A 26,492-nucleotide genomic window follows, 5' to 3' on the forward strand; every position below is an offset into this window, starting at 1 on the left:
TTACAAAATCCAATCCGATCTTGTCAATTCCCATCACAATATATGTTTTAGATCCTTGCCTGATAAGTATAAAGTTGATAATACCTAGCCTCCAAAGCGATGAGTTCATCATGTTTCCCTTGCTCTGCTATTTTCCCTTGCTCTATCACTAAAATCTGATCTGCTTGACGAATCGTGCTGAGTCTGTGAGCTATTACAAAAGTGGTTCTCCCTTTCATCAATTCCTTCAAGGAAGCCTGGATCAGGGTTTCTGATTCGGTATCTAGATTGGAAGTCGCCTCATCCAAAATCAAAATCTTCGGATCTGCCAATATTGCTCTGGCAATAGCTATCCTCTGCCTTTGTCCACCGGACAACTTGACCCCTCTTTCCCCAATCAGGGTATCCAATCCATCTTCAAATCGATCTGTAAATTCTTGAACATGGGCCGCATGAACAGCCTGCTGCAATTTCTCCTCTGAAGCATCTGGTCTCGGGAAAAGAATATTTTCTCTGATTGTTCCTTCGAAAAGAAAATCATCCTGTAACACAACACCCAACTTTGCCCTAAAGGATTCTAAAGTGATTGATTGTAGGTTTTTCCCATCCAATGTGATTTGACCAGAATCTGGATTTAAGAAGGTTGCTGCCAATCCAGCTATGGTAGTTTTTCCAGAACCTGAAGTTCCTACCAAAGCAGTAACAGAACCTGCAGGTGCATCAAAACTTACACCCTTTATCACCTCTTTCCCTTCTTCATAGGCAAATGAGACGTCTTTAAATTTGATATCTCCTTTGAAATCAGAAATCTCAATAGTCCTTTCACTATCATCCGACTCCAAAGGCGTATTCATGATTTCCTCAGTTCTATCCAAACCAGCAAAAGCTTCTGTCAATTGGGAACCAATATTGGACATCTGAACAATTGGGGCAATCATAAAGCCCAGATATAGAGTAAAGGCCAAGAAATCACCAAATGTTAATTCTCCTTGCATAATCATCCAGCCACCAATTCCCATGATTCCCGCAGAGGCCAAACCTAGTAAAAGCGTTCCTGCTGAAGTCACAAAGGAAGTAGCTGTCAAGCTTGCTTTCACATTCAAAAACAGTTCATTTACTCCTTTCTGGAAAGTTCCTATTTCTTGTTCTTCGGCATTAAACCCTTTGATCACTCTTATTCCTCCCAAAGTCTCAGTCAACCTTCCTGTTACCTGCGCGTTGATCTTCCCTCTTTCCCTGAAAATAGGACGGATTCTTCCAAATGCCTTCATCGACACAAATCCAAAAATAATCACCGGTACCAAGACATACAGGGTCATCATTGGGCTGATGCTAATCAATAAAACCATGGAAATGATTGCCGTCAGAACTCCACCAATCATCTGAGCGAAGCCGGTCCCCACCAGATTCCTCACTCCCTCCACATCAGTCATAATTCTAGATACTAACTCCCCTGTCTTGGTATTGTCAAAGAAGCGAATGGGTAGTTTGATTATATGACTCTGGACTCGAGAACGAAGCTGTGCAATTAGATTTTGGGCCTCCACAGAAAGAATCTGAGTTAAGGCATAAGATGTCACAGACTGAATTACGATTGCTCCTACAACGGCCGCTATCAGCCATTTGAGCAGGTTAATATCATTGGAAGGAATCACATTATCCACTAAATATTTACTCGCACCTGGAAGAACCAATCCTGCCAAACGGCTAATGACTATTAAAAAAAGTCCAAGAAACAGATGTTTCCTTCGAGGCCAAATGATGGTTTTAAAAACCTGACTGATTGTGATTTTTCGTTCTATTTTAGGCGCCATAGCGGGGATTGAATTAGACTTAGGAACTGTAATTCAAGGAAGGAGGTTCAAAATAGGGAAAAGAGAATAGAGATAGTTCAATTATTCCCCCAGGCTAGAAAATTGATAACCAAAATACAAAACCGAGCTTTTTCGTTTTTTGGATGCATTTTGCAAGAAGAGTTTAGAAAAAATGGAGCACAAAATTCTTGAAATATCAGCAAATGAAGTCTTGCTAATTAGGCATACCGTCATGTGGCCCACTAAACCCATTGACTATGTTCGTTTACCTAATGATGAAAACGGGAGACATTTTGGATTATATATCAATGATCAATTGGTCTCTGTAATCTCACTTTTTATAGAAAACTCCTTAGCCCAGTTTCGAAAATTTGCCACTTTGAAAAAGTACCAAGGAAAGGGTTATGGCACGATACTTTTGAATGAAATTATGTTGATTGCCCAAGAGAATAAGCTCTCCAAAATATGGTGTAACGCTCGAGTTGAAAAATCATCCTTTTATGAAAAATTTGGGATGCAGATTACCGATAAGACTTTTGAAAAGGGTGGAATTATATATGTAATTATGGAAAAGGGTTTCTAGCAACCATTCATTGAGAAATTGTCGACTGCTATTTGTAAATTAAAGGAATACTGACTGGGTAACTTTAATTTTAAAACAATTTCAATAATGGATCTAGAATTAGGCATCAGTTTATTGACTTCCATAGGAGTAATTGTTTCGGTCATATTCCTAGCCATAGAAATCAAGAAAAACACCGAAGCAGTTCGGTCCAATTTTTATGATTCATTTGCGAATTCTAATCGGGAATTTTTGAATCAATTAATTGTCGATAAAGAATTGGGTAAGCTCTTCGAAAAAGGGACAAAATCATGGAACAATTTAGGAGAAGATGATAAAAGGACATCCAATTACCTGTATATCCAAATGTTCCGAATTTGGGAAAACCTGTTTTACCAAAACAAAATGGAAGTGCTAGAGCCATGGCTTTGGAACAGTAATAAAAACACGATTATTTCTTATTTTCATCTGAACGGAATTCAAGAATGGTGGAAATTTCGAAGACAATCTTTCTCCAGAGAGTTTGTGGATTTTTTAGAAAAATCTGAAAAACCAGAAAACGAAATCAAAGTGATTGAGGATTTACAAAAAACATTTAAAGACAAATAATCCCTTCATAATAATTGTCAAAACAGACCAATTTTCGATGATAAACCTCTTTAGGAAAATTCGCCAAAAACTACTTTCAGGGAATAAGCTCAGTAATTATTTACTCTATGCCTTTGGTGAAATTCTTCTAGTTGTAATCGGGATTTTGATTGCATTAAAAGTGAATAATTGGAATGAATCAAGAAAAACACTTACAGAAGCCAAAACATATATTTCCAGCTTTTATGATGAAAACATCACTAATCAAGAAAGCCTAGAATCCGCTTTATCCTTTTCCAAAACAGCAAAAACAGATATAGACACTTTAAAGGCAATTCTTTTAAATAGGGAATACACTGACATAAGAATCAAATCCTATATCGGCAGTATGATGGCGCTTTCGAATTTCAGCCCTACGACTACTACCATGGAGAATATTTCAGCCTCTGGAGAATTTGACTTAATTACTGACATTAATCTCCGAAAGAATATTATTAGCACCTACAACTCCTTTAAAACAACGACAAAACTTGAAGGGTTACTTGAAACATATGTTAACGAGTTTTTGACACCATTTTTATTAGAAAATCTTCGATTTAGTGATTTCAGTTCTATAAACTCTGATTTTATTAAAAACCCCATTTTTGAAAATATTGTATTAGGGTACGATGCACTTCTGATTCAAGAGATAAATGGCTATGAAAAGAATTTAGAAAGGCTAAAACAACTAAATGAGAATCTATCCCAAGAAAAAAGCAAATACAATGATTGAACCTATACTGAAAAAGGAACTCACCCCTATTCCAATGACTTCAGTTTCCCGATTCTATCCAGCTATCTTTCGCTGTTACAATTCTAATCTCTCTCAATAAAGCCTTTAGATCACTAATGCTCTCTTTTATACACTTAATAGAAAGAAATATATCAGGTAAAAAAGTATTGATCCTGTTTATCCTAACAAACCTGGTTTACATTGCTATGCTTGGGGTTACGATCCCAAATACAATGGAATATGCCAAGGGAATGAAGTTGCTAGACATGATACCTACAGGCTATGACTGGGAATATGTAAATGAACTTTTCACAAACTTGGGAGAGGAAGGAAGATCTGTATACTTAACAAACCAAATCCCATTGGATATGATATACCCTCTTTTATTTGGTGCATCATACTGCCTCCTGCTAGGCTATTTTCTCAAGAAACTTCAAAAGCTTAAGTCTCCTTATTCCTATTTGTGCCTATTCCCAATTATTGCTGGATTTTCAGATTATTTGGAGAATATAGGGATAATCATGATGTTGAAAAGCTTCCCGGAAATTTCAGAAGCCCTAGTAAACATCACCAATACATTCTCAATCACCAAAAGTGTGTTGACAAGTCTCTATTTTGTGATTTTAACCATTGTTCTTATCAGCTTTGGTATACAGGCGATCAAAGAAAGGACTGCTAAAGCATCCTAAAAACAAATATTTACCTCTCTCAAAAAATCTTACAGATAAGTTAATATTTAAAAATAAGTTAATGGTGATCAATATCTGAGTACCCAAATTGATGAATCACCATGACCTTAATTAAACCTCCCCATTTCCTGATCATGCTAAAGAAATCAAGCCTTTATTTCTTTTTACTATTAATCATTTCAAGCTGTAAATTGACATCAAAACCTTCAAATCCAGTACTTGAACAAGGGGATGGATACGTCGAAGTCGAAGGCGGGAAAATCTGGTATGGAATTATGGGCAATGGGAATAAGCCTCCTTTGCTTTGCCTTCACGGAGGCCCAGGAGGAACAGGAAAGAGGTTTTATAACCTATCTGAAATATCAAAAGAGCGACCTGTCATCTTTTTCGATCAGTTAGGTTCAGGTAGATCTGACCATCATCAGGACACTACACTATTGAAGGTCGAAAACTTTGTGGAGCAAGTGAAAGCACTGAAAACAGCTTTAAACCTAAATGAATTTTACTTGGTCGGAAGCTCTTGGGGAACCGCTTTGGGGCTAGAGTACTATTTGGCATACCCAGAAGGCGTTAAGGGCATCATTTTCAACAGCCCTTATTTTAGCACCTCCATTTGGACAGAGGATGCTGCAAAACTTGTAGCAAATCTTCCCGATTCTATCCAAACTGCAATCCATATTGCTGAAAGAGATAGCCTTTTTAACACAGATTCTTACAATGCTGCTAACACCTTCTTTGCTAGTAAACATGGGAGAAGAAAAGAACCAGTGAAACACCCATTTGACACAGTTCCTTCCAACGGTAACACATTTATCTATAACTACATGTGGGGACCAAGTGAATTCACAGCTACAGGAACTTTAAGGAATTACGATAATGTAAAAAGTCTTCAAAAAGTAAAAGTTCCAACCCTATTCACTACTGGAGAATTTGACGAGGCCCGCCCTGAAACAGTCAAAATGCTTAGTGAGATGGTCGATGATTCCCAGTTTGTTGTAATCCCAGACGCTGGACATTCCACTCTAAATGACAATAGAGAGGCTGTGGTAAAAGCAATTCAAGAATTCCTGGAAAGTCAAAAGGAAAATTAAACAATGATATTGTGAACAAGTAGGCAAATTTATTTTTGGAGCCCTTACTTTTGAAAAGTTAAGAACTATAAACAGAAATATTATTTGTTGTTTTTTTTTAAATAAAGCTCTCCAAAGCGAAAAGCATTCAGGATTAATCACTATTAGGGAATCCTGAAGGCTTATTGTCCAATAATCATTCCTTTCAAGGACCATAGGATTTCCAGTACATCCTTTTTGGTTTGGGCATTTTTCCCATGCTTATCCAATATTAATAATATATCCTCCATAGTTTCCATATATTCTGAAGCGCTGATGTTCATCCCTTTATGGGTAGTTACCATGTCTTTTCCGGTATAATCTAGAGGACCACCACTTCCTGCTGTGAAGAATTCAACTGTATGTGATTTTATCCTCGACAAATTTTTAGGTTGTTCCAAATAAGGAGTAAATCGTGCTGAAATAACAGGATTGTTCAAATGTGCATCTACCACATCATCAACAATTTTTTCTATCCCTTTTACCCCTCCTAATCTTTCAAATAATGACTCCGACATGGTATTGGCTTTAATGGTTGTTAAAAGTTTTATTTCCATTCAAAATTACCATTTGCTAAAGAGCTGTACTATCACTTTCAAACCAAAAGCTTGTAAAATTTGACCAAATAAAAGTAGAATCTTTAAATCAGTTGGGCGTGAATAGCAGTTTGGTAATCTTTTGGAGAAACTCCATACATGCCTCGAAAGCATTTGGAGAAATAGGAAGAACTAGAAAAGCCACATAAAAAACCTGTTTCAGAAATAGAACTAGGATTACCTTCAAGGATTTTTAAAGACCTTTCAAGTCTATATTTTTTGAGAAAATAATTGGGAGACATTTCTGCCAAATTCATACAATTTCGATAGGCCTGAGACCTACTATACCCCAAATTGCTTGCAAAAGAATCAATTCTTAATTCTGAATTAGAAAAATTACCTTCCAAATACTCGAAGAACTTTTCAAAAAAAATCATTTCAACCACACTGATACTCTTTTCCTTATTCGGATTAAGGTTAATTTCTAAAGAATCGGCTTCATATAGTTTTTGTACTTCAGGAGAAACGGAAAATTCTTTACCGATTTCACTTAGTCGCTTGGAAGTACGAATTGTATCTTCGAAGATTAATTTGTTTCCATCAACGGGCAATCCTGAATCTAACCCCAAACTAAAACTTAGACTGGGAATTGATTGACCAATTGAAGCCTGAAGCTTTTCTCCACACTGGATAGCAATCTGAGCTTGGGTAAATGAAACAAGAAAACTCGTGCTCTCCTGCTGTACCAAATCTCCATGGAATTCATTGACAATCTTCACCACCATACCCTTTAGCTTTCTAACCATAGAAGGTAATCTTTCAATCTGATTTTTGCTTTGCCTTCTGATTTGAATTTGAATTGAAAGCAGAAACCGATAGGCTGGTTCGTCAATTATATTCAATTTATGGCTCGGATTTGTCACTGGGTCGCCCAACCTTCCAAGAAAAGATTCAACAAGATCCGGATTCACCTCAATAATTGAGTGTGGTAATTCTCCATGTGAATGTTCGTGCATTTTATACACAGACTCGGCATTTGGAGCTTCAACTAAACAGAATGCAGTTTTTCGCTTATCATCAAACCAATAAGTCAACCCGCGACAATTGTAATTATGTTGGATCTTTAGATCTTCTTGATGTAGATGAGCAACACTTTCGGCAGTTACTTCTTTAGATACATCATGACGATCCATATATATAGGCATAGATTCAATTATCAGGGTGATGGGCAATATATACTTTATTTATTTAACAGGACCATAAACGCCTTAAAACCAGAATCCTAATAGGTAGGACATATGCAAAGAGCAAATTGGAGTATAGAAGATTTTACTTCAAAGAAGGACCCAAGTTAGATGTTAAGTTAAAAAAGTGTCAGTGACAAATTAATATATAGGGAATAATATTTCTAGTCCAAAAATCACTATTTCGATCTAACCGACAATTATTTAATTAAAGTGAAGAATCTGAATCCATAGAGCTTCAATAACCATAATTAATCTAATAGGAAATTCGGGTTTTTATTATCCAATGCATTTGAACACCTTTAAAATTAAACAATGTCTTAAACCATATGAAAAGCTTCCAAGTATCTTTACTTTTTATCCTGATCGCTTTTTGCTCTTGCAAAGACACCAAAAAATCCATTCCTGAAAATCCTTCAATTTCCAAAAGACTTGAAATTTTCAATATTGTTCATGTAGATTCAACAAAAAACTCAAATCGAGAAGAATTTTTAGACACCCAATTTGAATATTCAGATTCTTTAGGCAATTCTTTATTAATCCTGAACAGCTTTCCAAAAGGAGGACAGAAATACACCGACCCTCAAGGAAACAACTATGTATATGCAGTTTTTTGGACAAAATTTCTTAATAAGACAGACCGACCAGTTGACATCAAAATAAACTTGCCATCAGAGGATCAAGAGCTTTCTAGCTCACAAGAAATCCGATATAAACTGTTCCTACCTCCTACCAAAATGTCTGATGATAAAATTCACCAAATGAATTATGGACTGTCTAACACGGATTTCATTTTAGACCGAATTCTTAGCCAAGAAACTCAACTGGATAAGTCTATCCAACCTAATGAAACTGAAATATTTTATGTAATTGTATTGACTAGTCAAGGTGTAGACGGAACGATTCGAGCAGGCTTAGAACTAGAAAATCAGAATCTATTTTATAAGGTAAATCAGAAGAGAATTTCAGTTGGAACCATCCAATTTTAAAGATAGCATCAAACCTATCAAAAGTAGAAAACATGACTTGTCCCAATTCCGGTGAACCACTTGAACAGGGAAAAGCTAAAATTCATGTAACTCCTCTAAACTTTTTCAAAGTAGGTTTTTCATTTCAGCACTTTCTTTCAAATCAATGTCCTAAAAAAATCAATTTTCAAATAGCGGTTCACCAGATGACGCTTGGAGCTGCTAAGCCTATGAATTGATTATATTAAAAAACAGAAGGAAGGATTGACCTTCATCTTTTTTGAACACCTAACCAAAAAACCTAAATGCTGGGCATCTTATTTGGTTTCATAATTTCTTGGCTACTCCTATATGTTTTTGAGAAGAAAAGTATTCTTGCTTTAGGCTTTTTACCATTTGGGAAACGGTTTTTTCAATTCATTTCTGGTTTTCTGATTACAGGTTTTCTTTGTGTGCTTGCCCAGGTATTTGAATCCTACCTCCAATCCTCTTCTTGGGTTATTAATGATCAAATCTCTTCCAGTCTGATCCTAAATTCCTTTTGGTGGGATTTCAAATCAGTCCTAACTGAAGAATTGATTTTTAGGGGGGCAATTCTTTATATCCTTATCCATAAAATTGGTAATTCGAAAAGCATATTGATTTCTGCCATCGCATTTGGCGTATATCATTGGTTCTCCTATGGAATACTTGGAAATACTCTACCGATGGTACTGATTTTTTTGGGGACAGGATTGATGGGGTATTCCTGGGCTTTGGCGTTTGCAAAAACAAAATCAATCATGTTTCCATTTGGACTTCATTTAGGTTGGAACTTCGTTTATAATACGGTTTTCTCAAAAGGTCCTCTTGGCGAAACAATCCTTATTTCATCCGGTGGCAAGGAGCTTTCTGATTGGGTATCTTTATTGAATTTTTCTACAGGGATGTTCATCGTCCCTGCTATTCTTATTATCTATGTCCATTATTTTGTTGCCAAAGAAAAGTCTTGAAAATTGGAATTTGAAAAGAACAATAAAGCAAACCTCCAAGCGTAGAACCCCTTGAAATTCATTATATTATTACCTGAAAAGAGGATTAATTAAAATCTTGAATTTCAAATGAAAAAATATTTGAAGCTAATTCCATTTTTGATTGGCCTATTCATAGGCATCATTACGTATTGGTTTCAACCCTACAATCAAACCGAGTTGGGGGGAATAAGCATCTGGTTGATAATAGGTGCTTTATCATTCATTGGAGCATTGATTTTCTCTTTTTTGAATGAGCCAAAAGCTTTCAGGTTAGCTTTTTTTATTAGCCTTGGTGTTCTACTTGCAAACTTGATACGGATCTTCTATGACATTCAATTTTGGGATCCTACTTCTCACAATTTGGCTCCATTCGAATTAATCTTCGCCTTTGTTTGCAGCTTCCCTTCAGCCCTTGTTGGAGCATATATAGGTGCTTTCATTCCTATTTCTTTTAAGTCCTAGAATCAATGTCAGCTTTCAAAAAGCTCTTCTTTATTGGTATTTGTATTTTTTTGAATTCTTGTTTAAAAGAAAAGCAAGCAGCCCTACTCATTTCAAATATCACGATTATTGATATCGAAACAGGAAGTCTTTTGAGCAATAAAGACATTTGGATTGAAGGGGAACGAATAAATAAAATTGAGGACCATGACCCTACTAGAAAAAGTCTTCAATTTCTAGATGGAACAAATCAATTCGTAATCCCTAGCCTCTGGGATATGCATGCTCACATAGTTGATTACTCGTGGGTTCCTGACTTGTACACCTCTCTAGGAGTGACTGGATTGAGGGTAATGCATGGAGATTCTTCCCGAATGAACGACATCCTTCTCAACAGAAAAGATGGTTTTTACAAAGGGTTCGAGTTTTTATATTCTAGTCCTATTACTGATGGACCCGGTGACAATTGGCCAGGCACCGAAATCGCTTCTTCCCCTGAGGAAGGTCGCAGCCTAGTGCAAAAATATGTTGAAACAGGGTATGATTTTGTGAAAATTTATCATCACCTGGATCATGAAACCTACCTAGCCATAGTAGATGAGTGCAAAAAACTTGATATCCCTTTTGCTGGACATGTGCCCAATATGCTGACAACACAAGAAGTAATAAAAACTGGCCAAAAAAGTATTGAACATTGGTTAGGATTGGAGCATGCCCTTCCAAACCCCAGCTTTATGGAGACGCAATTTTCAAACTATGACACATACGCTCATTTTCTAAATGAATTTTTAGAAAGGTATGATAGCAGTCTAATAGAAAAGGTTCTTGATGTAACCAAGTCTGACCAAACATGGTTTTGCCCAACATTGATCACAACTAAAAACAGTGCTTATTCAATCGCATATGATTCTATTTTCAGGCATGATGAACGATTAAAATTTATTCCATCAGAAGAACAAGAGTATTGGTTTGGAGATTTAACAGAAGACGAAACTCCAGCCTATTTACAGATCCCAGAAGAATTCAATCAAGCGGAAATAGCATTCTTCAAGTTGCATATGACCATCTTAAAAAAGATGCTAGACAATGGATCTAAGTTCTTAGCAGGAACAGATACAAGCTCCCCAAATGTTTATCCTGGGTTTAGCCTCCATGAGGAATTGCAACTTTTCGTTGAGGCAGGTTTTTCTGAATTGGAAGCTTTACAAACGGCAACTCTTAACCCCGCAATATTTGCACAAAGAGAAAATGATTTGGGAACTATTGAGCAAGGAAAAATTGCCAACCTCCTGATTCTTGATCAAAACCCTTTGGTAAATATTGAAAACACTCTAACCATCGATGGACTCATAAGAAGAGGAATGTATTTTGATAAGGAAACTTTAGAAAGTTTGAGAAATTTGGAAGAAAGAACCTCTAACTAAGGGCCGGCTTTAGGTCAATTCATTCTTAAAACAACTTTTACTGATCACCTACCGTAATTTTGGGATATATTTAAAATTCACCCACCTACAAAATCCCAAGAATGAATAAACCCATCTTAACTTTTCTTTTTGTCCTTTTTGGATTCACACCACTATTTTCCCAAGACATCGATCCAATTACAATTGGCACCAAACACAAAATTCACTCAACAATTCTCAATGAAGAAAGAGAATATTGGATCAACCTGCCTGAATCCTATGATGATGAAGGTACTTCCTACAAAAAATATCCACTTTTAATTATTCTGGACGGAAATCTTCATTTCCAATCCATCACCGGGGCAGTCAATTACATGAGTTCCGGATACAATGGAAACTTAAGAATTCCCGAAATGATTGTGGTAGCTATTCAAAATATAAATAGAAGAAGAGATTTCACTCCGGATAAAATCGTGACTTCTCGTCCCAATGATAGCGGTGGTGGAGAAAACTTTTTGAGTTTTTTGGAGAAGGAGTTAATCCCTGAATTGGATAAAAACTTCAGAACAACGCCCTATCGAATTCTATTTGGCCATTCACTAGGTGGACTTTTGGCAACCCACGCTTACATGAAAGAACACACACTTTTCAATTCATTTATTGCTGTGGATCCAAGCTTTGGTACTTGGGACGACGAAACTATGGATCAAAAATTAGAAGCTCTTACTGAAAACTCCTTTGATAGATACCTTTACATTGCCACGGCCAATTGGGGCAAAAGAAACATCAGAAACAGAGACAGGCATGTGCGCTTATTTGAGTCTTTGAACAGTAAATGTGAAGGGGAATTTCCTGCAAAACTGGAATATTTTCAAGATGAAAATCACGGATCGGTTCCTCAGATTGCATTTTATAACGGTATCTCCGCGATTTTTGAGGGATATGGAATTTATTACCGAGATATTGAAAGTAAAGATCAATTAGACGAAAACTTCAAAGCCCTATCCAATCGTCTTTCTTTTGACTTTTACCCTACTGAACAATTGGTCAATCGAATTGGATACACTTTCCTTCAAAGTAGGAATGATGTTGAAAAAACTAAGGCTTTGGATTTTTTCATTCTAAATACAGAGTACTATCCTAATTCCTACAATGCTTTCGATAGTTTGGGAGAGGCCTATGAAATGCTTGGCAACCTTTCAAAAGCGATTGAAAACTACCAGAAATCATTAGCTCTCAACCCCGATAATAAACACGCTGCCAATAGAATATCTAACCTAAAGGAAAATATGTAAATTCCGCTGAAAGGATTTAAAGCCTATTTTTCAAATTAAATAGAAACCGCCATGACACTAGAGGAATTGGGATTTGATGAGAGGATGGCCAAGTATCGAAAAGAGCATCACCTTGATTCTTTTTTGACGGGGAGAGTTACCTCTGAGCACAAAGAGCGATACATAGTAAAAACATCAGAAAAAGAATATGACAGTGAAATTGTTGGGAATTTAAGATTCACCGCCAATAGCAGAGAAGATTTTCCTGCTGTAGGAGATTGGGTGGCAATTTCTGAATACAACGAAGACGAAGCTTTGATTCATGCCATTTACCCTAGAAAAACAATACTGGAGAGGCAAGCGGTAGGAAAGCATGGAGAAAAGCAGATTATCGCAACCAATATTGATTTTGCCTTTATAGTATTGGCTATTGACCGGGATTTTAGTATTAATCGGATTGAGCGCTACCTCACCATTTGCAACAACTCCAAAGTCAGTCCCTATATCATCCTTACCAAAATTGATTTGATAGATGAAGGTGAATTAAGTTCACTAGTATCAAAAGTTCAGGAAAGAATACCTCATATACCACTTTTTACAATCAGCAATGAGAATTTATCAGGAATCAAAAAAGTAAGAGAGGTAATAAAAAAAGGCAAAACCTATTGTCTTCTTGGTTCATCAGGTGTCGGTAAATCCAGCCTATCCAATATTCTTTCAGGGAATAACTCCATGAAAACTGACATAATCAGTTCTAGCACCAATCGTGGAAAACATGTAACCAGTCACCGAGAATTATTGATTTTGGAAAATGGAGGAATCCTAATTGATAATCCAGGGATGCGGGAAGTAGGAATGGCCGATGTAGGGAAAGGACTTGAAGAAACTTTTGATACAATCTATGAATTGTCCAAGGATTGCAAATTCAAAGACTGTACTCATATAAATGAAAAAGGTTGTGCAGTGATTGATGCAATCGAAAATGGAGACCTTGCTATTTCTACCTATGAAAACTTCCTCAAAATGGAGCGGGAAAAATCACATTTTGAGTCTACTGTGGCTGAAAAAAGAAAAAAAGACAAGCAGTTCGGAAAGATGATGAAGAACTTCAAAAAGGATCAGGGGAAGCTTTAATAAAAGAAAAACGAAAAAGTCGATCAGGTTTTGCAAAAAAAAAGCCCCGAAAATTCGGGGCTTTCAATTTTATTTTGATTTAATATTACTTCGTTTTTGGAAGCACATTAGAGATTAAGGAAACTTTCTCAATCGGCTCTGAGGCATTCGAATAAATCCTTACAACTGAATTTTGTTTACCCATTTTTCCAGCTGAATTAAAGGAAACTTGAATTTTTGCTGTAGCACCTGGAGCTACTGGCTCTTTTGGCCAGCTTGGTACTGTACAGCCACATGTTGCAGCTACATTGGAAATAATCAAAGGGGTATTACCCGTATTGGTCAACTCAAATGTGTGAGAAACCTTATCACCTTGTTTGATATCTCCAAAATCAATTGACTTCTCTTTAAATTTGATCACTGCTCCTGTTTCTGTTTGAGCATTTGCCTGAAACGCAAAAACTAATGCAAACAGGCTTAAGAACAATCCAATTTTTTTCATAATCATATCGGTTATTAGTTTCAAATATTCATTTTTTTGAGGCCTTTTCAAAGGTCTTTCAGATTATACTACCTAAAAAACCTTGCCAAAGACGTGAGAGTTCATTTTTAATTCTCAGCTCTCAGACGTATTTCCACTGAAAAAAGTTGGAGAAAAATTCACCAAATACAATTCTTCTGATGCCCGAGTAACTGCAGTATAGAGCCACCTCAAAAAATCCTTATCCACTTTTTCATCTGGCAAATAGCCTTGATCAACAAAAACTGCCGGCCACTGCCCTCCTTGCGCCTTATGACAAGTCAAAGCGTAGGCAAACTTCACCTGAAGGGCATTTAGATATGGATCCTTTCTGATCATATCCTGACGTTCGGTTTTGTTGGCTATATCAGCGTAATCCTCTGAAACTTGATTGTATAGGTTTCTATATTCCTCCCGAGACAAGGATGGATTTGAAGAATACAGGGTTTCTAAGAGCACTTTCGCCTCAAAGTGTGGCTCATCTGGATAATCCAGCAAGCGTAGCTCCAAAGTGGCAAACCGAAATCCATACAATTCTTCGAAAGACCTAATTTTCATAATTTCCGCCATGTCACCATTGGCCAAAAAATTCACCTTTTCGGACTCAGCCATGTAGGTGTAATTATTTTTAACAATCATTAACAAGTCCCCGGTATTGATCTCATCCTCGAAAAAATGAATCACTTTTCGGATATAAAGATTGTACTGGACTGCATTCTTATTGGACCGGGTAACGATCACTGTGTTGTCTGTCCCAAACTTATCATAGGCGTATCTAAGCCCATCCTCCAACCTTTCACCAGTCATCTTAAAGATATCCCTGAAAGATGATGTATTCAATTGGATCTGTGGGTTTTCTTGAGGAATCAATTGCCTTAATTGAGAAGCATTGTATAGAATCCCAGACTCAAGTCTTTGCCTCATCACCTCCACTAATTCTACTTGGTCTGCATGAAGGCGAAAATACCTTTGAAGGTAATTTGAATCCAAGGCAGGACTATATTCACTTCCCACTGGAGGCAACTGGGCAGTGTCCCCTACCAGAATGAGTCGATTCTCCTCTCCTGAAAAAACAAAGCGTATCAAGTCTCCCAACAAATTACCTGACATCCCCCCATCATCGGCCAACATTGAGGATTCATCTACAATAAAAACTGTGTTTTTGTAATAGTTCTTTTGAAGTATAAAACCCATCCCAAGGCCACTAGAGTCCTCTTTTGGCTTATAAATGATCTTATGAATGGTATAAGCTGCTCGTCCGCTGTAGTTGCTCATTACCTTTGCAGCACGGCCTGTAGGAGCCAATAATAATGATCGCATCTGCAATCTGGGAAGACTTTGAACCAATGCAGAAATCACGGAAGTTTTACCAGTTCCTGCATATCCTCTCAATACAAAGGTGGGTTTCTCGTCTACATTTTGGGCAAGAAAATTGTCCATTTTTCGGAAGAATTCAGCCTGTCCAGAGGTGGGCTGAAACGAAAAATTACTTCGAATCAGATCTGATGGTTTCCATTTGGTCTGGTTATCTTTACCCATAGACAACGAAAGTACATGAAGGAAGACAAAATCGGCAATGAAATAAATGCAAAGTTTGGCAATCAGCTTCGCACAAGAGTAAACGGGGTTTTGATCCAAAACGATAAGGTCCTGATGATCCGACATTTGATGGGAGATCAAAAGGAATTTTGGTCTGTTCCCGGAGGAGGGATGAACTTTGGAACCAGTGCCAAATGCAACTTGAAACGTGAATTTTTGGAAGAAACAGGTCTAGAAATAGGTGTTGAAAACTTCCTGTTTGTGCATGAATTTTTTCGCCCCCCCCTACATTCTATGGAATTGTTTTTTGAAGTTTCCTATATTTCGGGAGAAATCGCGCTTGGCACTGACCCGGAATTGGATGAGCAAAATCAAATCATGACCGATATTGCCTGGATGAGTATTTCAGATATCCGTTCATTGCCCCGGGAGTCAGTTCATCAAATCTTTTGGGATATTAAATCCCTTCAGGAGCTAGGATTGTGTAAAGGATATTTTAATTTTGAAAATAATTATCTAAAATAGCACGATTTAAAACCATCAACCTTACCCAGATTTAAAATTTCAACAAAATGAATCTAACCAAAGTATTATCTATTGTTTTCTTCGTCGTAGCGATCGGCTTAGGCTACCTTCTATGGAAAGGTGTGGACGATGTAGTGGAAACAGAGAAAAGAATTGCCCTTGTAGAAGGAGCTATCATTGAAAAACTACAAATGCTGAGAGATGCTCAATTGGCATATCAAGCATCCAATGGTGAATACGCCGGAAATTGGAATGATTTGAAAAACTTCATCCAAAACGGTGAGATTTGGCTAGTTCAAAGAACTGAGACAACTAAATTGTTGGAATATGGTAAGGAAGAAACAACAGTTGAATTCGATACCTTGGGCTCTGTTCCTGTTATGGACTCTTTGTTCAACGCTAGAAAATACCCTGACTTCAACTTAGAGACTATGGCAGTTGTTCCTGCTTCAGGTGGAAAGCAATTTGAATTCTTCGCTGACAAAATCGAAAGAAACAGCTACGAAATCAACGTTTTCGAAATCAGAGATCCAGCTCCAATGAATCCTGAAAGAAAATTGAACAATAACGAAAAAGCTCTAAGAGTAGGATCCAGAACTGACGCTTCTACTGAAGGTAACTGGAAATAATCCCTCCTAATTTTGGAAAATACTCTCAAAGTATTCAAAAGTGATAAGTTTGATGTGGAAGACGCAGCGAGCTTATCACTTTTTTTATACCCTGATTTTTTGGTGATTTTCGCCAAAGATCAAAATCAATCAAACACCGGTATCCATTATTACCCGAATCTAAACTGGAAATCGATTGATCAATTAATATTGAGTGATCCCCTCCTTAGAGTTGACCTACCTGCCAAGGTCTATATTCACCATAGAGGATTCAGTTTAGTCCCTGGAGTTCTTTTTTCATCAGGAAATGAGGCCAATTTTCTCACATTTATCCAGGAAATGCCAGCCAATCCTTTTTATTTCAATACCCCGCTAGACAGTAACAATCTACAGATCGTTTCATATATTGATGAAAAGCTGAACAAGTCTCTTCAAGCCAGATTCTCTGAATTGAGCTTCTTCCACGGAAGTTCTTCTTTCTTATCTTACTTATTCAAAGAAAGGTTCAATCTTATCGGTCAAGAGATTTTGATCAATATTTTTGGCAACAAAATGTATGTAGCTGCTTTCACAGATCAGGAACTCAGCGCATTCAACTTATTCCAAATAGACTCCAAAGAGGACATTCTGAAATATGTTCTGATATTAATTGAGCAGCTCAAATTCCAGAGAAACTTAGTACGAATCAGCATTTTTGGAGTACCTTCTAAAAGTGACATAACAGATGATTGGGGAAAAGAATATTTTCAGAATTTCAGAATTTTAACTCCCCACGCCAATCAAAATTATTCCCATGGATTTAAGCATCTCAAAGATTTGGGATTGTTTGAAGTCTCTTGGCAATACCAATAAAACATGAGTAAAATAGCCATTTTTCCAGGTTCATTTGATCCCTATACTATGGGACATCACGATATAGTGATGAGAAGTTTAGACCTATTTGATGAGGTCATCATTGGCATTGGATACAATTCCACCAAAAAGAACCGCTATTTTGATATCGATTTGATGGTGGAAAAAATCGAAAGTGTATATACAGAAATACCTGGCGTGAAAGTCATTGTTTACAATGAACTGACCTCTACACTTGCAAAAAAGCATGGGGCTGGTTTTCTGATCAGGGGTTTAAGAAATACAACCGATTTTGAATACGAAAACACCATTTCTCAAATGAACCGCTATCTAAATGAAGATTTGGAAACGGTATTTTTGATCACTTCTCCTCAATACGCGGCCATCAGCTCTACTGTAATCCGTGAAGTTCATAGGTATGGCGGAAATGTAAGTGAATTCCTCCCTTACAATATCTAATCGGTAGATTACTTTATTTAAGGTGATTATTAAGGAATTGCTTAAAAAGCCATCTCATGGATGGGTATGAATTGACCAAAGCTGTTTTTGCATCACCTTCTCTAAACCATCTAATATCCTCGATTCCCTCTTCTTTTTGAGGCTTCATTCCAGCATCTGAAACATTACTCATCGCATACCAATAGGTCTTTTTGAGAATGCTTTTCCGGTTTTGGGTATAGGTATGCCAAGTATTGCAGATTGGCTTACCTAGCTTCACTTGGATCGCACACTCTTCTTCCACTTCTCTCACCGCACACTGCTGAGGAGTTTCTCCTTTATCAAATTTTCCTTTCGGAAAATCCCACTTCCCTAGTCGATATATTAAAAGAATTTTATCCTTTTTGGTCACAATGCCTCCAGCGGCTTTAATCGTATAAAAGCGACTTTTAACAAATTTCTTCAGGGCATTTTTATCACTTGATACCAAAGTAACAGAATCCAAATCTTTCAACTTGCGAGTCCTCATTTGATACAAAATCCGAATGATCAAATCATGGGAAGGCTCTTGAAATAGAATATCATCCTGCCAAAGAGCTGCCGAAGGCAGATCATCAGATTCAGAAAATATGGCGTCGTATTTTTTGGATGGGTGAAGCTCTTCGAAGCTAATTAAGTCCAGAGGCTTGTCATTGACAAAGATTCGCATGCAAGAATCGTCGATTGGTATACTGTGAATGGTCAAAAATGCATAAAAATTTCGCTTACCACAACCTGAACCATTCTTAATCACTTATTTTTGAGGCATGAAAATTCTAGACTCTTCCATCGCAGCCGAGGTTGCTGACCAATTGCTTGAAATTGAAGCGATTCGATTACAGCCTGAAAAACCCTTCACTTGGGCCTCAGGTTGGAAATCTCCAATTTATTGTGACAATAGACTTTCACTTTCTTTCCCGAAAGTCAGAAATCTAATTAAAGAGAATCTGGTTAAGTCAATTCAGCACTTTTTCCCTGAAGCTGAAGCCATCGCCGGTGTAGCTACTGCAGGAATCCCCCAAGGAGCACTTTTGGCAAATGATCTAGACCTACCTTTCATTTATGTTCGCTCCAAACCAAAAGGTCATGGAATGGAAAATATGATCGAAGGTAAAGTTGTCCCAGGTCAAAAAGTCGTAGTGGTCGAAGATTTGGTTTCTACTGGAGGAAGCTCTTTGAAAGCCGTACAAGATCTAAGAAATGCAGGATTTGAAGTGATGGGGATGGTTGCGATTTTCAGCTATGGGTTTGGAATCGCTGACGACAACTTCAAAAATGCAGATGTCGACCTAATCGTACTTTCCCACTATGAAGCGATGCTTCCTAGAGCTGTTGCCCGGAAATATGTAAAAGACGAGGTTTTGAATTCATTGGCTGACTGGAGAAAAGATCCAGCAGCTTGGAATCCTCAATAAATAATGAATGCCGGTTTTAGCCGGCATTTTTTATTTCTCAAATAATCCGATGGATCCTCCAACCCAATCTTTGTCTTTGTTGAATTTGACACCGATCATCTCTCCCCTACTCAATCTACAAAGATTCCCTACCAATGTGGGCTTCTCGTCTTTCTCTGGCCATAGAGCTAATATGCGAACCTCCACTTTTACTCTTCCGTCTATCGCTTGGATAACGGGCTGATAATTCACTTTCTTCTGAAGGATAAAAAGATCTTTCTCCTCGACTTTTTCTATGCCCTCACGAGTCACATTGAAAATGACTCCTGCACCTGAAAAAGAAAACAAAGGCTTCAATACATAATTTTCCAAATCCTCAGGAATACTCTCTAAGTCACTCAGCAAAGTGGTTTCAATAAAGTAGGGTCCCGAAAGGTAAGGAAGAATAAACTTCGAAATCCGAGTGTACCAATTGGGATGACCAGCCCACTCTACTTCCAAATCATCCTGAAAACTAAAGGCCATATCCAAGTCTGGCCTGGCATCCAGTTCATCAAAAATCACCCGGTTATAAATTCGTTTGATTTGGATTCGTTTGCCATCAGCATCCGTATAAAAGAGTTTCTTTCCTTCTTTTTTTATTGCTGTGACACAAACGAACCGCACTCCCAAGTCCCTTTGACAATAGTAAAAGTCAATTTTAGTATTTTGTTTTTCTGGCTCAATCTCAAGCAAAATCACTTCCTCAGGTGAATAGTCTCCCAGAATCACCTCCTTGAGTTTTTCTAAATAACTCGATTCATCCAATCCACTGAGGTATGGAGTATAGTCTTCCAAAAAGGGATATGCTTCTTTGAATTTCCGATTGAGATTAAACTGAAAATTGAAAATTGAAGGAAATCCTTGAACCTCAATTAGCTTGGGAATTAACTTCTCGTTTTCCTCACAAACCCCAAAATCGATAGCCAAAAACTGAGTATGAGCATCTTCATTGGGAACGCTAGTATTCAAATCCAATGCTTTTTGTGTGATAGCTTTGAAATCAGGCCTTTTGATAAAATCTATTACCTGATCGCATGCTTCTTCCAATTGGCTTTGAAAATCCTTTGGTATAAAAAAAGGGCTTTCCGCAATCCGAAAGGTTGGTTTATGATTGAAATCCTTTTCTACAGAATCCAGAAAATCCCGATAAGTTTCAGGAGAAAAATGACTATTAAAAATACTTCTAATCGGTTGAATCATAAATATCAAGTCAAAACTTCAAGATCTCTCCCTCGATGCTTCCGAATGCTATTTTCCAAGAAATTAGGAATCAAAACTTCATTCGTTTTATAAATTTTATTTTCATCTACCAGGTCTTCCAGCATCGTCCTGAACTTGGCTTTTCCTTTTAGGGCAATGATTTTTTCTCGAACCTCAGGCTTTTTCAAATGAGCCAAAAAGGAAACCGGATCTGCTTCCGGATGAAACTGAGTCCCAACAATTTCATCTGAAAAACGAATGGCCATAATAGCTCTTTCGTACTCCACATGATTTCGGATTTTCTCAAGTGCGATAATTTTCGAGCCCAAAAGTTTAAACTTCTTGTGATCCGGCTTCAAAACTTGGAAATCACGGCTATCTACAGCCCAAAATGGATTATCCAAATTGCGGAAAAGTTTATCCTGCATTCCATCAGAGGTTTTATGGATTGCAAACACTCCAAATGAGGTCGACTTTCTTTTACTGATTTGGCCTAGACCAAAATGTCTACAGGCCATCTGGTATGAGTGACAGATTAAAAGAAGGTATTTCTTTCGGCTATGGTTTTGATTCCAAATCCAGACTTGGTCCAAGAAATCAAAATATTTCAAATCCCAATTCCCATCTCCCTCCAAAGGATTCCCAGGGCCTCCGGTCGAGATAAAAAGATCAAAATCTCTTATCTCTGGTAACTCAGCTTTTCCTCTGACATCGAAAATCTTATAAGAAATATTCTCACTGAATCTTTCTACAATTTCACGGATACAACGCATTCCCTGATTGGGCTCTCCATCGTACATATCCAGTATCGCCAAATGCAATTTTCTCTTCCCCAATTTCTTGAAATTTAAATTTCTACAAAGGTAGCAATTGCTTAAATCCCTTGATTAAATTTTCCGACGATATAATCCACTACCTGCTTGGTATCCTTAGTCTTTTCGAAGACTGACAATTGCTGGTCTGCTCCCGTTCCTTTAGCCAAAATCTGATGGACGAATTCAATTTCTTTTCTGCTTCCCAATTCATCCACCACATCATCTACAAAATCTAATAGTTCCAAAATCAGATCTTGGGTCGGTACTTCTGTCTTTTTACCAAAGTCTATCAGCTTGCCTTCCAATCCATTTCTAGCTGCTCTAAACTTATTCTCTCGAATTAAAGCAATACGATAGATATTGAAACTAGTATTGCTCATCAAAAGCTTATAAAGCTTAGCTACCACAGCCTGAATCAATGCTACAACGCAGATTGTTTCATCCACTGTTAGACACATATCGCAAATCCTAAATTCTATGGTGCTAAAGAATGGATGCATCCTCAGATCCCACCAGATCTTTTTAGGATTATCGATGCAATTGGTCTTTACCAAGATCTCCAAGAAATTATCATAGGACTGGACTGAATCAAAATATTCAGGCAAACCCGTTCTAGGGAATTTTGCAAAAATCTTAGCTCGGAAAGCCTTAAACCCGGTATCTCTACCCTCCCAAAAAGGAGAATTAGTGGTCAAAGCATAAATATGCGGGAGGAAATAACATGCCTGATTCATAAGCTGAAGAGCGATCTCTCGACTTTCAATCCCAACATGTACATGAAGTCCAAAAATCAAATTGGACCTAGCGATATCCTTCAGTTCATTGACGATATTATGATATCTCGGATCATCTGTAATTTCCTGATCTTGCCATTTGGCAAAGGGATGTGTGCCTGCAGCTCCAACTACCAAACCTTGGTTCCCAGCAAGTTCTGAAATCTTGTTTCTAAGAAAAGAAACTTCCTTTCTCGCCTCCCCTACGTTCTTACAAATATTGGTACCGACCTCAACAACAGACTGATGCATCTCAGCCTTGACTTGTTCTCGAAGGTGTATTTTCCCACCTTCCACAATCTTGGACATGTGAGATTTCAAATCCCTGGTTTCGGGATCTATTATCTGGTATTCTTCTTCCACTCCCAAGGTAAAAGGAGGGAGTTTTTTAATCAATGCACTCATAAATTCTGAGATTAAAACCTCTTGGCTGTTTCGGCGGCATTTCTTACGAAAGTCCCCCAGGTCAAATTCATTTTTCCTGGCTTTTGGGCTTTTGCATAGGATATAGCCATTTTCGCAGCTTCTTCAACCACCCATTCAAAATTCTCCTGCCCTACAGAATTGATATCTGCATCGGGAGCTGGATTGCCGAAGTCAATGGCATAAGGAATCCCATCTCTTACAGCAAACTCTACAGTATTAAAATCGTATCCCAAGCCTTTGCAAAGAGCAATCGTATATTCTTTGACTTTGGCCAAAAGCTTTTTCGAGGCTGGCGGACCATCCACCACATATCTTAAATGATGAGGATTTCGAGGTTCATATTGCATGATTCTCACAGCCTTTCCTCCCAAACAGTAAACTCTAAAATACTCGTCGAAAACAATTTCTTCTTGAAGAAGCATCACCAGCTGGCCAGTTTCAGGATGTTTTTGGAAAAATTCCTCCTTATTTTCTAAACGGTATACATTTTTCCATCCTCCGCCAGCATAGGGTTTCATATAGGCAGGAAAACCGATGTAATCAAAGATCCCTTGCCAATCCAATGGAGCAACGAGATTTCTAAAGGATTTGCTTGTTGTGTCTGTGGGATGCTCAGCTGATGGTAGAATCACCGTTTTTGGAAGAGGTACTCCCAATTGATCTGCAAGGCAATTATTGAAAAACTTGTCGTCAGCACTCCACCAAAATGGATTATTGATTACGGCCGTCCCTGTTAGCGCTGCATTTTTCAAATATGCCCTGTAAAAAGGAACATCTTGAGAAATCCGATCAATAATTACTGCGTATTCGGTTAATTCATTTTGGATTACCTTATCGATTTTAACAGCTTCTGCGATTATACCTTTTTCGGCTTTCTGATTGACTCTATCAATGAATGCCTGAGGAAAGGTGTCCTCCATTCCGAAAAGTATTCCAATTTTTTTCATAAAACTTTAATAAAAAGGTGATGGTTGATTTAATCAAATTTGATCCTACTGAGATAATGAGGGAACATTTCTTTCCAAAGGTCCCAATCGTGAAGTCGATTCTGCCTAATATCCAGCCAGTGATTGACATGTTTTTTATTGAGACAATCATCTAATTTGAGATTTGCGTCAAAGCAAATATCCCAATTGGAGGTACCCAAGATGATATCCATATTCCAAAGCTCAAAGTCATTCAATCCAGGAAGATATTCAAGAGGGCTATTGTAATAAATATCATCATGCTGATACCCATCCATAAAACTTCGAATATCAAATGCTCCAGACATACTGAACATGTGACTCACATAGCCGGGGTGGCGGAAAGCAAAATTGGCGGCATGATAGCCTCCAAAACTACAACCTGCCATGACGACTTTGGCCATGGCAGTATTGAGCCTAATTCGCTCTACCACTTCATGACAAATCATTTTATCAAAGGCAACTTGATTTTGAATGCGGTCGTGTGGGTGAATGCCTTTGTTGTAGAAACTTTCTGCGTCATTACTTTCAGGACAAAAGATCTGAATCAGGCCTTGCTCTATATACCAGCGAGCAGAATCGATTAGACCCATATCCTTATTTTCGTGAAATGAACCTCGTGAGGTAGGGAATACGACTACAGGGTAACCTGCATGGCCAAATGATAGCATCTGAACATCCCTATGGAGGTGTGGGGAATACCACTTAAAATATTCTTCTTTCATATAAGGCTCCTTGGGGACTGTATTTCAAGACTTTTTGAAAAACTATTCAAAATAAACTGAAAAGCAAAGAACCTTCCTTAAAGATTAGGTCAAGTTTAAATTAAATTTCCACTTCGGACTTAGAATGCAAAGGATGTTTTTTGAAAAGAAAAAGCTTCACTACTCCTACAATTATTGAAAGTCCAACTCCTGCGACCAAAATCCATTTGCATGTCGTGAAAAATGATGCAAATAGTACCAAAAGATGACTGGTAAACGGAAAAGTATTCAATAAGATAGTTTCTAATATATTCTCAAATAGATCAACTGTACCTACAAGCAAAGGAAGCCAAATAATTGGCTGCTTTCCGTATAGCTTTACTAAAATCCCTATTAGGAAAGATGAATAAATCAAAAGGTAAGGAAAATCTAAAATCCAAATCCCAGCCCTATATAAGTTTCTGGTGTTTAGATCCATAGCACTCAGAGACTGAATCGCCTCCCAATAGGTGTAGGCAAATTTCAAATCCAAGGCATAATCCTTAGGCATAAAATAAGACAGTAGAAAATTAAAAATCAGTGTTGCAAAGAATAGGGTTAAGAGCACATACTTTTTCCCTATAAGGTTCAAAAATTTATCCATAAAAAAATCAGTTTAAAAGTCTACCTAAATTTAGGTAAATCAATGTGTTATATAAAAATTTTAAGAGAATTTATCCCCTAAATTTCACTTTTTCTGAAACCATTGAGCATATAGGGGATAATTTTTAGCTGTTCTAAGAATCACCTCCTCCATTTCAGGTCCAGTTTGCTTTACTTTTTTGGCAGGCATCCCCGCGTAGATGGAATTGGCCTCTACTATGGTATTTGCTAAAACAACTGCTCCAGCAGCAATTACTGCTCCTGAATGAACCACAGCTCCATCCATCACGATTGCTCCCATTCCAATTAAAACACGATCATGAATAGTGCAGCCATGTACTACTGCATTATGAGCAATCGAAACTTGATTTCCTATATAGGTTCCTGCTTTCTGATAAGTACAATGAATTACAGCGCCATCCTGGATGTTGGTAGCATCCCCTATTCTGATTTCATGGACGTCCCCTCGGATCACTGCATTGAACCAAACTGTACAATTTCTCCCCATTTTCACATCTCCAACAATAGTTGCATTAGGCGCAAACCAACAGCCTTTACCAAATTGAGGCGTTTTACCATTTACTTCAAGTATCAGAGGATCAGTGCTTTGCATGTTTTTCAATTATTTTTTTAAGCAATTTGAAAAAATTATTTCACAGGTTCGAACTTTTTGCACAATTTTGGGTTTTCGTGTATATACATTGAATCTAAGAACTAAATCAATTTTACAACAACAATGAAATTATTCAAACAATCCGGTCTATTACTTGCTGCAGCATTGATCACTTTTGCATGTAGCAAACCAAGCGAAACTGTAGAAACTTCTGATGCGAAAGAAGTAGCAGAAGCAAAAGGAGCTGTATTAGCTATCAATCCATCTGCAACTACTATTGCATGGAGAGGTTACAAACCAGCTGGTCAGCATTACGGTGAAATCCCATCAACTGAAGGATCTATTGCAGTAGAAGGAACTGAAATCACTGGTGGTAAATTCACCTTTGACATTACTGGCCTTAAAATCACTGATTTGGAAGAAGGATCTGAAAACTATGGAAAACTTTATGGTCACCTACAGTCTCCTGACTTCTTTGATGCTGCAAACCACCCAACTGCAACTTTCGAAATCACTTCTGTTGAGCCGTTTGCAGCTGGTGATGTAATCGCTGATGTAGAGCAATTCGAAACTGAAAATACTCCAACTGCAGCTTCTGCATTGACTCCTGAAAACCCAACTCATTGGATCAGCGGTAACTTGACTTTGAGAGGGAACACCAAAAACATCAAATTTCCTGCAACTGTAATGGTTGAAAATGGAGCAGTAGCTGCTAAAGCTGGTTTCAACATCGACCGTACCGAATGGGGACTTGCTTACGGAGACGAAGCAAACGCAGTAGATAAAGCAAAAGATCAATTTATCTACAACACAGTATCTATCCAATTGGATGTGAAAGCTGATTAATCACAAATACCCTAGATAAAAGAGGAATTCGATCGAATTCCTCTTT

29 protein-coding genes are annotated in these 26,492 nt (G+C 37.6%); 16 read left to right on the forward strand and 13 right to left on the reverse strand.

Annotated elements, in window-relative coordinates:
* Nucleotides 1-47: 47 nt before the first annotated feature.
* A complete protein-coding gene (locus tag BUF13_RS11025; protein WP_073571868.1) occupies nt 48-1,793 on the reverse strand; it encodes an ABC transporter ATP-binding protein in 1,746 nt (581 codons plus the stop codon).
* A 172-nt stretch (nt 1,794-1,965) separates the two neighbouring features.
* Here BUF13_RS11025 and BUF13_RS11030 point away from each other — a divergent pair, with 172 nt between their 5' ends.
* The 5 genes from BUF13_RS11030 (at nt 1,966) to BUF13_RS11050 (ending at nt 5,495) form a co-directional block, all read left to right on the forward strand.
* The gene (locus BUF13_RS11030; protein ID WP_073571869.1) at nt 1,966-2,376 is read left to right on the forward strand and encodes a GNAT family N-acetyltransferase; all 411 of its coding nucleotides are present in this window, start codon (nt 1,966-1,968) and stop codon (nt 2,374-2,376) included.
* An 87-nt stretch (nt 2,377-2,463) separates the two neighbouring features.
* Nucleotides 2,464-2,964: a hypothetical protein gene (locus tag BUF13_RS11035; protein ID WP_073571870.1), complete on the forward strand. Its 501-nt coding sequence runs from the start codon at nt 2,464-2,466 to the stop codon at nt 2,962-2,964.
* A complete protein-coding gene (locus BUF13_RS11040) occupies nt 2,930-3,715 on the forward strand; it encodes a DUF6090 family protein (protein ID WP_134204428.1) in 786 nt (261 codons plus the stop codon). The genes BUF13_RS11035 and BUF13_RS11040 overlap by 35 nt, the downstream gene beginning before the upstream one ends.
* A 116-nt stretch (nt 3,716-3,831) precedes the next feature.
* Complete coding sequence (locus BUF13_RS11045) at nt 3,832-4,404, forward strand: hypothetical protein (RefSeq protein WP_073571872.1); 573 nt, start codon at nt 3,832-3,834, stop codon at nt 4,402-4,404.
* A gap of 134 nt (nt 4,405-4,538) precedes the next feature.
* Entirely contained in the window at nt 4,539-5,495 is a 957-nt protein-coding gene (locus BUF13_RS11050; RefSeq protein WP_073571873.1) for a proline iminopeptidase-family hydrolase, read from the forward strand.
* A gap of 161 nt (nt 5,496-5,656) precedes the next feature.
* Here BUF13_RS11050 and BUF13_RS11055 read toward each other — a convergent pair whose 3' ends face one another.
* Nucleotides 5,657-6,031 carry a group I truncated hemoglobin gene (locus BUF13_RS11055; protein ID WP_073572439.1) on the reverse strand — a complete coding sequence of 125 codons (375 nt, stop codon included), beginning with the start codon at nt 6,029-6,031 and terminating at the stop codon, nt 5,657-5,659.
* Nucleotides 6,032-6,153: 122 nt separating this feature from the next.
* Nucleotides 6,154-7,254, reverse strand: a complete 1,101-nt coding sequence (locus BUF13_RS11060) for a nickel-binding protein (protein ID WP_073571874.1) — start codon at nt 7,252-7,254, stop codon at nt 6,154-6,156.
* A 368-nt stretch (nt 7,255-7,622) separates the two neighbouring features.
* Here BUF13_RS11060 and BUF13_RS11065 point away from each other — a divergent pair, with 368 nt between their 5' ends.
* The 5 genes from BUF13_RS11065 (at nt 7,623) to rsgA (ending at nt 13,526) form a co-directional block, all read left to right on the forward strand.
* Complete coding sequence (locus BUF13_RS11065) at nt 7,623-8,282, forward strand: hypothetical protein (protein ID WP_073571875.1); 660 nt, start codon at nt 7,623-7,625, stop codon at nt 8,280-8,282.
* A 284-nt stretch (nt 8,283-8,566) separates the two neighbouring features.
* On the forward strand, nt 8,567-9,253 hold the full coding sequence (locus tag BUF13_RS11075) for a CPBP family intramembrane glutamic endopeptidase (RefSeq protein ID WP_073571877.1): 687 nt from the start codon (nt 8,567-8,569) through the stop codon (nt 9,251-9,253).
* 488 nt (nt 9,254-9,741) lie between these two features.
* Nucleotides 9,742-11,139 (forward strand): amidohydrolase family protein, encoded by a 1,398-nt coding sequence (locus BUF13_RS11085; RefSeq protein ID WP_073571879.1) that lies wholly within the window; start codon nt 9,742-9,744, stop codon nt 11,137-11,139.
* 101 nt (nt 11,140-11,240) lie between these two features.
* A complete protein-coding gene (locus BUF13_RS11090; RefSeq protein ID WP_073571880.1) occupies nt 11,241-12,413 on the forward strand; it encodes an alpha/beta hydrolase-fold protein in 1,173 nt (390 codons plus the stop codon).
* Nucleotides 12,414-12,464: 51 nt separating this feature from the next.
* Nucleotides 12,465-13,526, forward strand: coding sequence for a ribosome small subunit-dependent GTPase A (rsgA, locus tag BUF13_RS11095; RefSeq protein ID WP_073571881.1), 1,062 nt, complete (start codon nt 12,465-12,467; stop codon nt 13,524-13,526).
* 85 nt (nt 13,527-13,611) lie between these two features.
* Here the strand turns inward: rsgA and BUF13_RS11100 are convergent, their stop codons facing one another.
* Nucleotides 13,612-14,007 carry a DUF1573 domain-containing protein gene (locus tag BUF13_RS11100; RefSeq protein ID WP_073571882.1) on the reverse strand — a complete coding sequence of 132 codons (396 nt, stop codon included), beginning with the start codon at nt 14,005-14,007 and terminating at the stop codon, nt 13,612-13,614.
* 114 nt (nt 14,008-14,121) lie between these two features.
* Nucleotides 14,122-15,564: an ATP-dependent DNA helicase gene (locus BUF13_RS11105; protein WP_073571883.1), complete on the reverse strand. Its 1,443-nt coding sequence runs from the start codon at nt 15,562-15,564 to the stop codon at nt 14,122-14,124.
* 15 nt (nt 15,565-15,579) lie between these two features.
* Here BUF13_RS11105 and BUF13_RS11110 point away from each other — a divergent pair, with 15 nt between their 5' ends.
* The 4 genes from BUF13_RS11110 to coaD are packed head-to-tail and all read left to right on the forward strand — an operon-like array spanning nt 15,580 to nt 18,008.
* Nucleotides 15,580-16,089, forward strand: coding sequence for an NUDIX domain-containing protein (locus BUF13_RS11110; protein ID WP_073571884.1), 510 nt, complete (start codon nt 15,580-15,582; stop codon nt 16,087-16,089).
* 47 nt (nt 16,090-16,136) lie between these two features.
* Nucleotides 16,137-16,718 (forward strand): hypothetical protein, encoded by a 582-nt coding sequence (locus tag BUF13_RS11115; RefSeq protein ID WP_073571885.1) that lies wholly within the window; start codon nt 16,137-16,139, stop codon nt 16,716-16,718.
* 12 nt (nt 16,719-16,730) lie between these two features.
* A complete protein-coding gene (locus BUF13_RS11120) occupies nt 16,731-17,549 on the forward strand; it encodes a DUF3822 family protein (RefSeq protein WP_073571886.1) in 819 nt (272 codons plus the stop codon).
* Between the two features lie 3 nt (nt 17,550-17,552).
* Complete coding sequence (gene coaD / locus BUF13_RS11125; RefSeq protein WP_073571887.1) at nt 17,553-18,008, forward strand: pantetheine-phosphate adenylyltransferase; 456 nt, start codon at nt 17,553-17,555, stop codon at nt 18,006-18,008.
* 13 nt (nt 18,009-18,021) lie between these two features.
* On the opposite strand, the gene BUF13_RS11130 is transcribed toward coaD, so the two are convergent.
* The gene (locus tag BUF13_RS11130) at nt 18,022-18,696 is read right to left on the reverse strand and encodes an NUDIX hydrolase (RefSeq protein ID WP_073571888.1); all 675 of its coding nucleotides are present in this window, start codon (nt 18,694-18,696) and stop codon (nt 18,022-18,024) included.
* A gap of 97 nt (nt 18,697-18,793) precedes the next feature.
* On the opposite strand from BUF13_RS11130, the gene pyrE reads away from it, so the two are divergent.
* The gene (pyrE, locus tag BUF13_RS11135) at nt 18,794-19,441 is read left to right on the forward strand and encodes an orotate phosphoribosyltransferase (RefSeq protein WP_073571889.1); all 648 of its coding nucleotides are present in this window, start codon (nt 18,794-18,796) and stop codon (nt 19,439-19,441) included.
* Between the two features lie 30 nt (nt 19,442-19,471).
* Here the strand turns inward: pyrE and BUF13_RS11140 are convergent, their stop codons facing one another.
* The 7 genes from BUF13_RS11140 to BUF13_RS11170 form a co-directional block, all read right to left on the reverse strand.
* Entirely contained in the window at nt 19,472-20,662 is a 1,191-nt protein-coding gene (locus BUF13_RS11140; RefSeq protein ID WP_073571890.1) for a hypothetical protein, read from the reverse strand.
* 5 nt (nt 20,663-20,667) lie between these two features.
* Nucleotides 20,668-21,498, reverse strand: a complete 831-nt coding sequence (locus BUF13_RS11145; protein WP_317129064.1) for a type 1 glutamine amidotransferase — start codon at nt 21,496-21,498, stop codon at nt 20,668-20,670.
* A gap of 38 nt (nt 21,499-21,536) precedes the next feature.
* A complete protein-coding gene (locus tag BUF13_RS11150; RefSeq protein ID WP_208327376.1) occupies nt 21,537-22,655 on the reverse strand; it encodes a carboxylate-amine ligase in 1,119 nt (372 codons plus the stop codon).
* An 11-nt stretch (nt 22,656-22,666) separates the two neighbouring features.
* Nucleotides 22,667-23,623: an ATP-grasp domain-containing protein gene (locus BUF13_RS11155; RefSeq protein WP_073571892.1), complete on the reverse strand. Its 957-nt coding sequence runs from the start codon at nt 23,621-23,623 to the stop codon at nt 22,667-22,669.
* A gap of 29 nt (nt 23,624-23,652) precedes the next feature.
* Nucleotides 23,653-24,366, reverse strand: a complete 714-nt coding sequence (locus BUF13_RS11160; protein WP_073571893.1) for an esterase family protein — start codon at nt 24,364-24,366, stop codon at nt 23,653-23,655.
* A 100-nt stretch (nt 24,367-24,466) separates the two neighbouring features.
* A complete protein-coding gene (locus tag BUF13_RS11165; RefSeq protein ID WP_134204430.1) occupies nt 24,467-24,988 on the reverse strand; it encodes a hypothetical protein in 522 nt (173 codons plus the stop codon).
* Between the two features lie 84 nt (nt 24,989-25,072).
* A complete protein-coding gene (locus tag BUF13_RS11170; RefSeq protein ID WP_073571895.1) occupies nt 25,073-25,600 on the reverse strand; it encodes a gamma carbonic anhydrase family protein in 528 nt (175 codons plus the stop codon).
* 123 nt (nt 25,601-25,723) lie between these two features.
* On the opposite strand from BUF13_RS11170, the gene BUF13_RS11175 reads away from it, so the two are divergent.
* Entirely contained in the window at nt 25,724-26,446 is a 723-nt protein-coding gene (locus tag BUF13_RS11175; RefSeq protein WP_073571896.1) for a YceI family protein, read from the forward strand.
* The last annotated feature ends 46 nt before the right edge of the window (nt 26,447-26,492 follow it).

Origin of the sequence: Algoriphagus zhangzhouensis (assembly GCF_900148515.1) — a bacterium.
Classification (GTDB): Bacteria; Bacteroidota; Bacteroidia; order Cytophagales; family Cyclobacteriaceae; genus Algoriphagus; species Algoriphagus zhangzhouensis.

Bases quoted from the DNA above. Each gene is read 5' to 3' on its own strand.
- BUF13_RS11025 (WP_073571868.1), bottom strand. From the start codon at position 1,793: ATGGCGCCTAAAATAGAACGAAAAATCACAATCAGTCAGGTTTTTAAA.
- BUF13_RS11030 (WP_073571869.1), top strand. From the start codon at position 1,966: ATGGAGCACAAAATTCTTGAAATATCAGCAAATGAAGTCTTGCTAATT.
- BUF13_RS11035 (WP_073571870.1), top strand. From the start codon at position 2,464: ATGGATCTAGAATTAGGCATCAGTTTATTGACTTCCATAGGAGTAATT.
- BUF13_RS11045 (WP_073571872.1), top strand. From the start codon at position 3,832: ATGCTCTCTTTTATACACTTAATAGAAAGAAATATATCAGGTAAAAAA.
- BUF13_RS11050 (WP_073571873.1), top strand. From the start codon at position 4,539: ATGCTAAAGAAATCAAGCCTTTATTTCTTTTTACTATTAATCATTTCA.
- BUF13_RS11055 (WP_073572439.1), bottom strand. From the start codon at position 6,031: ATGTCGGAGTCATTATTTGAAAGATTAGGAGGGGTAAAAGGGATAGAA.
- BUF13_RS11060 (WP_073571874.1), bottom strand. From the start codon at position 7,254: ATGCCTATATATATGGATCGTCATGATGTATCTAAAGAAGTAACTGCC.
- BUF13_RS11065 (WP_073571875.1), top strand. From the start codon at position 7,623: ATGAAAAGCTTCCAAGTATCTTTACTTTTTATCCTGATCGCTTTTTGC.
- BUF13_RS11075 (WP_073571877.1), top strand. From the start codon at position 8,567: ATGCTGGGCATCTTATTTGGTTTCATAATTTCTTGGCTACTCCTATAT.
- BUF13_RS11085 (WP_073571879.1), top strand. From the start codon at position 9,742: ATGTCAGCTTTCAAAAAGCTCTTCTTTATTGGTATTTGTATTTTTTTG.
- BUF13_RS11090 (WP_073571880.1), top strand. From the start codon at position 11,241: ATGAATAAACCCATCTTAACTTTTCTTTTTGTCCTTTTTGGATTCACA.
- rsgA (WP_073571881.1), top strand. From the start codon at position 12,465: ATGACACTAGAGGAATTGGGATTTGATGAGAGGATGGCCAAGTATCGA.
- BUF13_RS11100 (WP_073571882.1), bottom strand. From the start codon at position 14,007: ATGAAAAAAATTGGATTGTTCTTAAGCCTGTTTGCATTAGTTTTTGCG.
- BUF13_RS11105 (WP_073571883.1), bottom strand. From the start codon at position 15,564: ATGGGTAAAGATAACCAGACCAAATGGAAACCATCAGATCTGATTCGA.
- BUF13_RS11110 (WP_073571884.1), top strand. From the start codon at position 15,580: ATGAAGGAAGACAAAATCGGCAATGAAATAAATGCAAAGTTTGGCAAT.
- BUF13_RS11115 (WP_073571885.1), top strand. From the start codon at position 16,137: ATGAATCTAACCAAAGTATTATCTATTGTTTTCTTCGTCGTAGCGATC.
- coaD (WP_073571887.1), top strand. From the start codon at position 17,553: ATGAGTAAAATAGCCATTTTTCCAGGTTCATTTGATCCCTATACTATG.
- BUF13_RS11130 (WP_073571888.1), bottom strand. From the start codon at position 18,696: ATGCGAATCTTTGTCAATGACAAGCCTCTGGACTTAATTAGCTTCGAA.
- pyrE (WP_073571889.1), top strand. From the start codon at position 18,794: ATGAAAATTCTAGACTCTTCCATCGCAGCCGAGGTTGCTGACCAATTG.
- BUF13_RS11140 (WP_073571890.1), bottom strand. From the start codon at position 20,662: ATGATTCAACCGATTAGAAGTATTTTTAATAGTCATTTTTCTCCTGAA.
- BUF13_RS11150 (WP_208327376.1), bottom strand. From the start codon at position 22,655: ATGAGTGCATTGATTAAAAAACTCCCTCCTTTTACCTTGGGAGTGGAA.
- BUF13_RS11155 (WP_073571892.1), bottom strand. From the start codon at position 23,623: ATGAAAAAAATTGGAATACTTTTCGGAATGGAGGACACCTTTCCTCAG.
- BUF13_RS11160 (WP_073571893.1), bottom strand. From the start codon at position 24,366: ATGAAAGAAGAATATTTTAAGTGGTATTCCCCACACCTCCATAGGGAT.
- BUF13_RS11165 (WP_134204430.1), bottom strand. From the start codon at position 24,988: ATGGATAAATTTTTGAACCTTATAGGGAAAAAGTATGTGCTCTTAACC.
- BUF13_RS11170 (WP_073571895.1), bottom strand. From the start codon at position 25,600: ATGCAAAGCACTGATCCTCTGATACTTGAAGTAAATGGTAAAACGCCT.
- BUF13_RS11175 (WP_073571896.1), top strand. From the start codon at position 25,724: ATGAAATTATTCAAACAATCCGGTCTATTACTTGCTGCAGCATTGATC.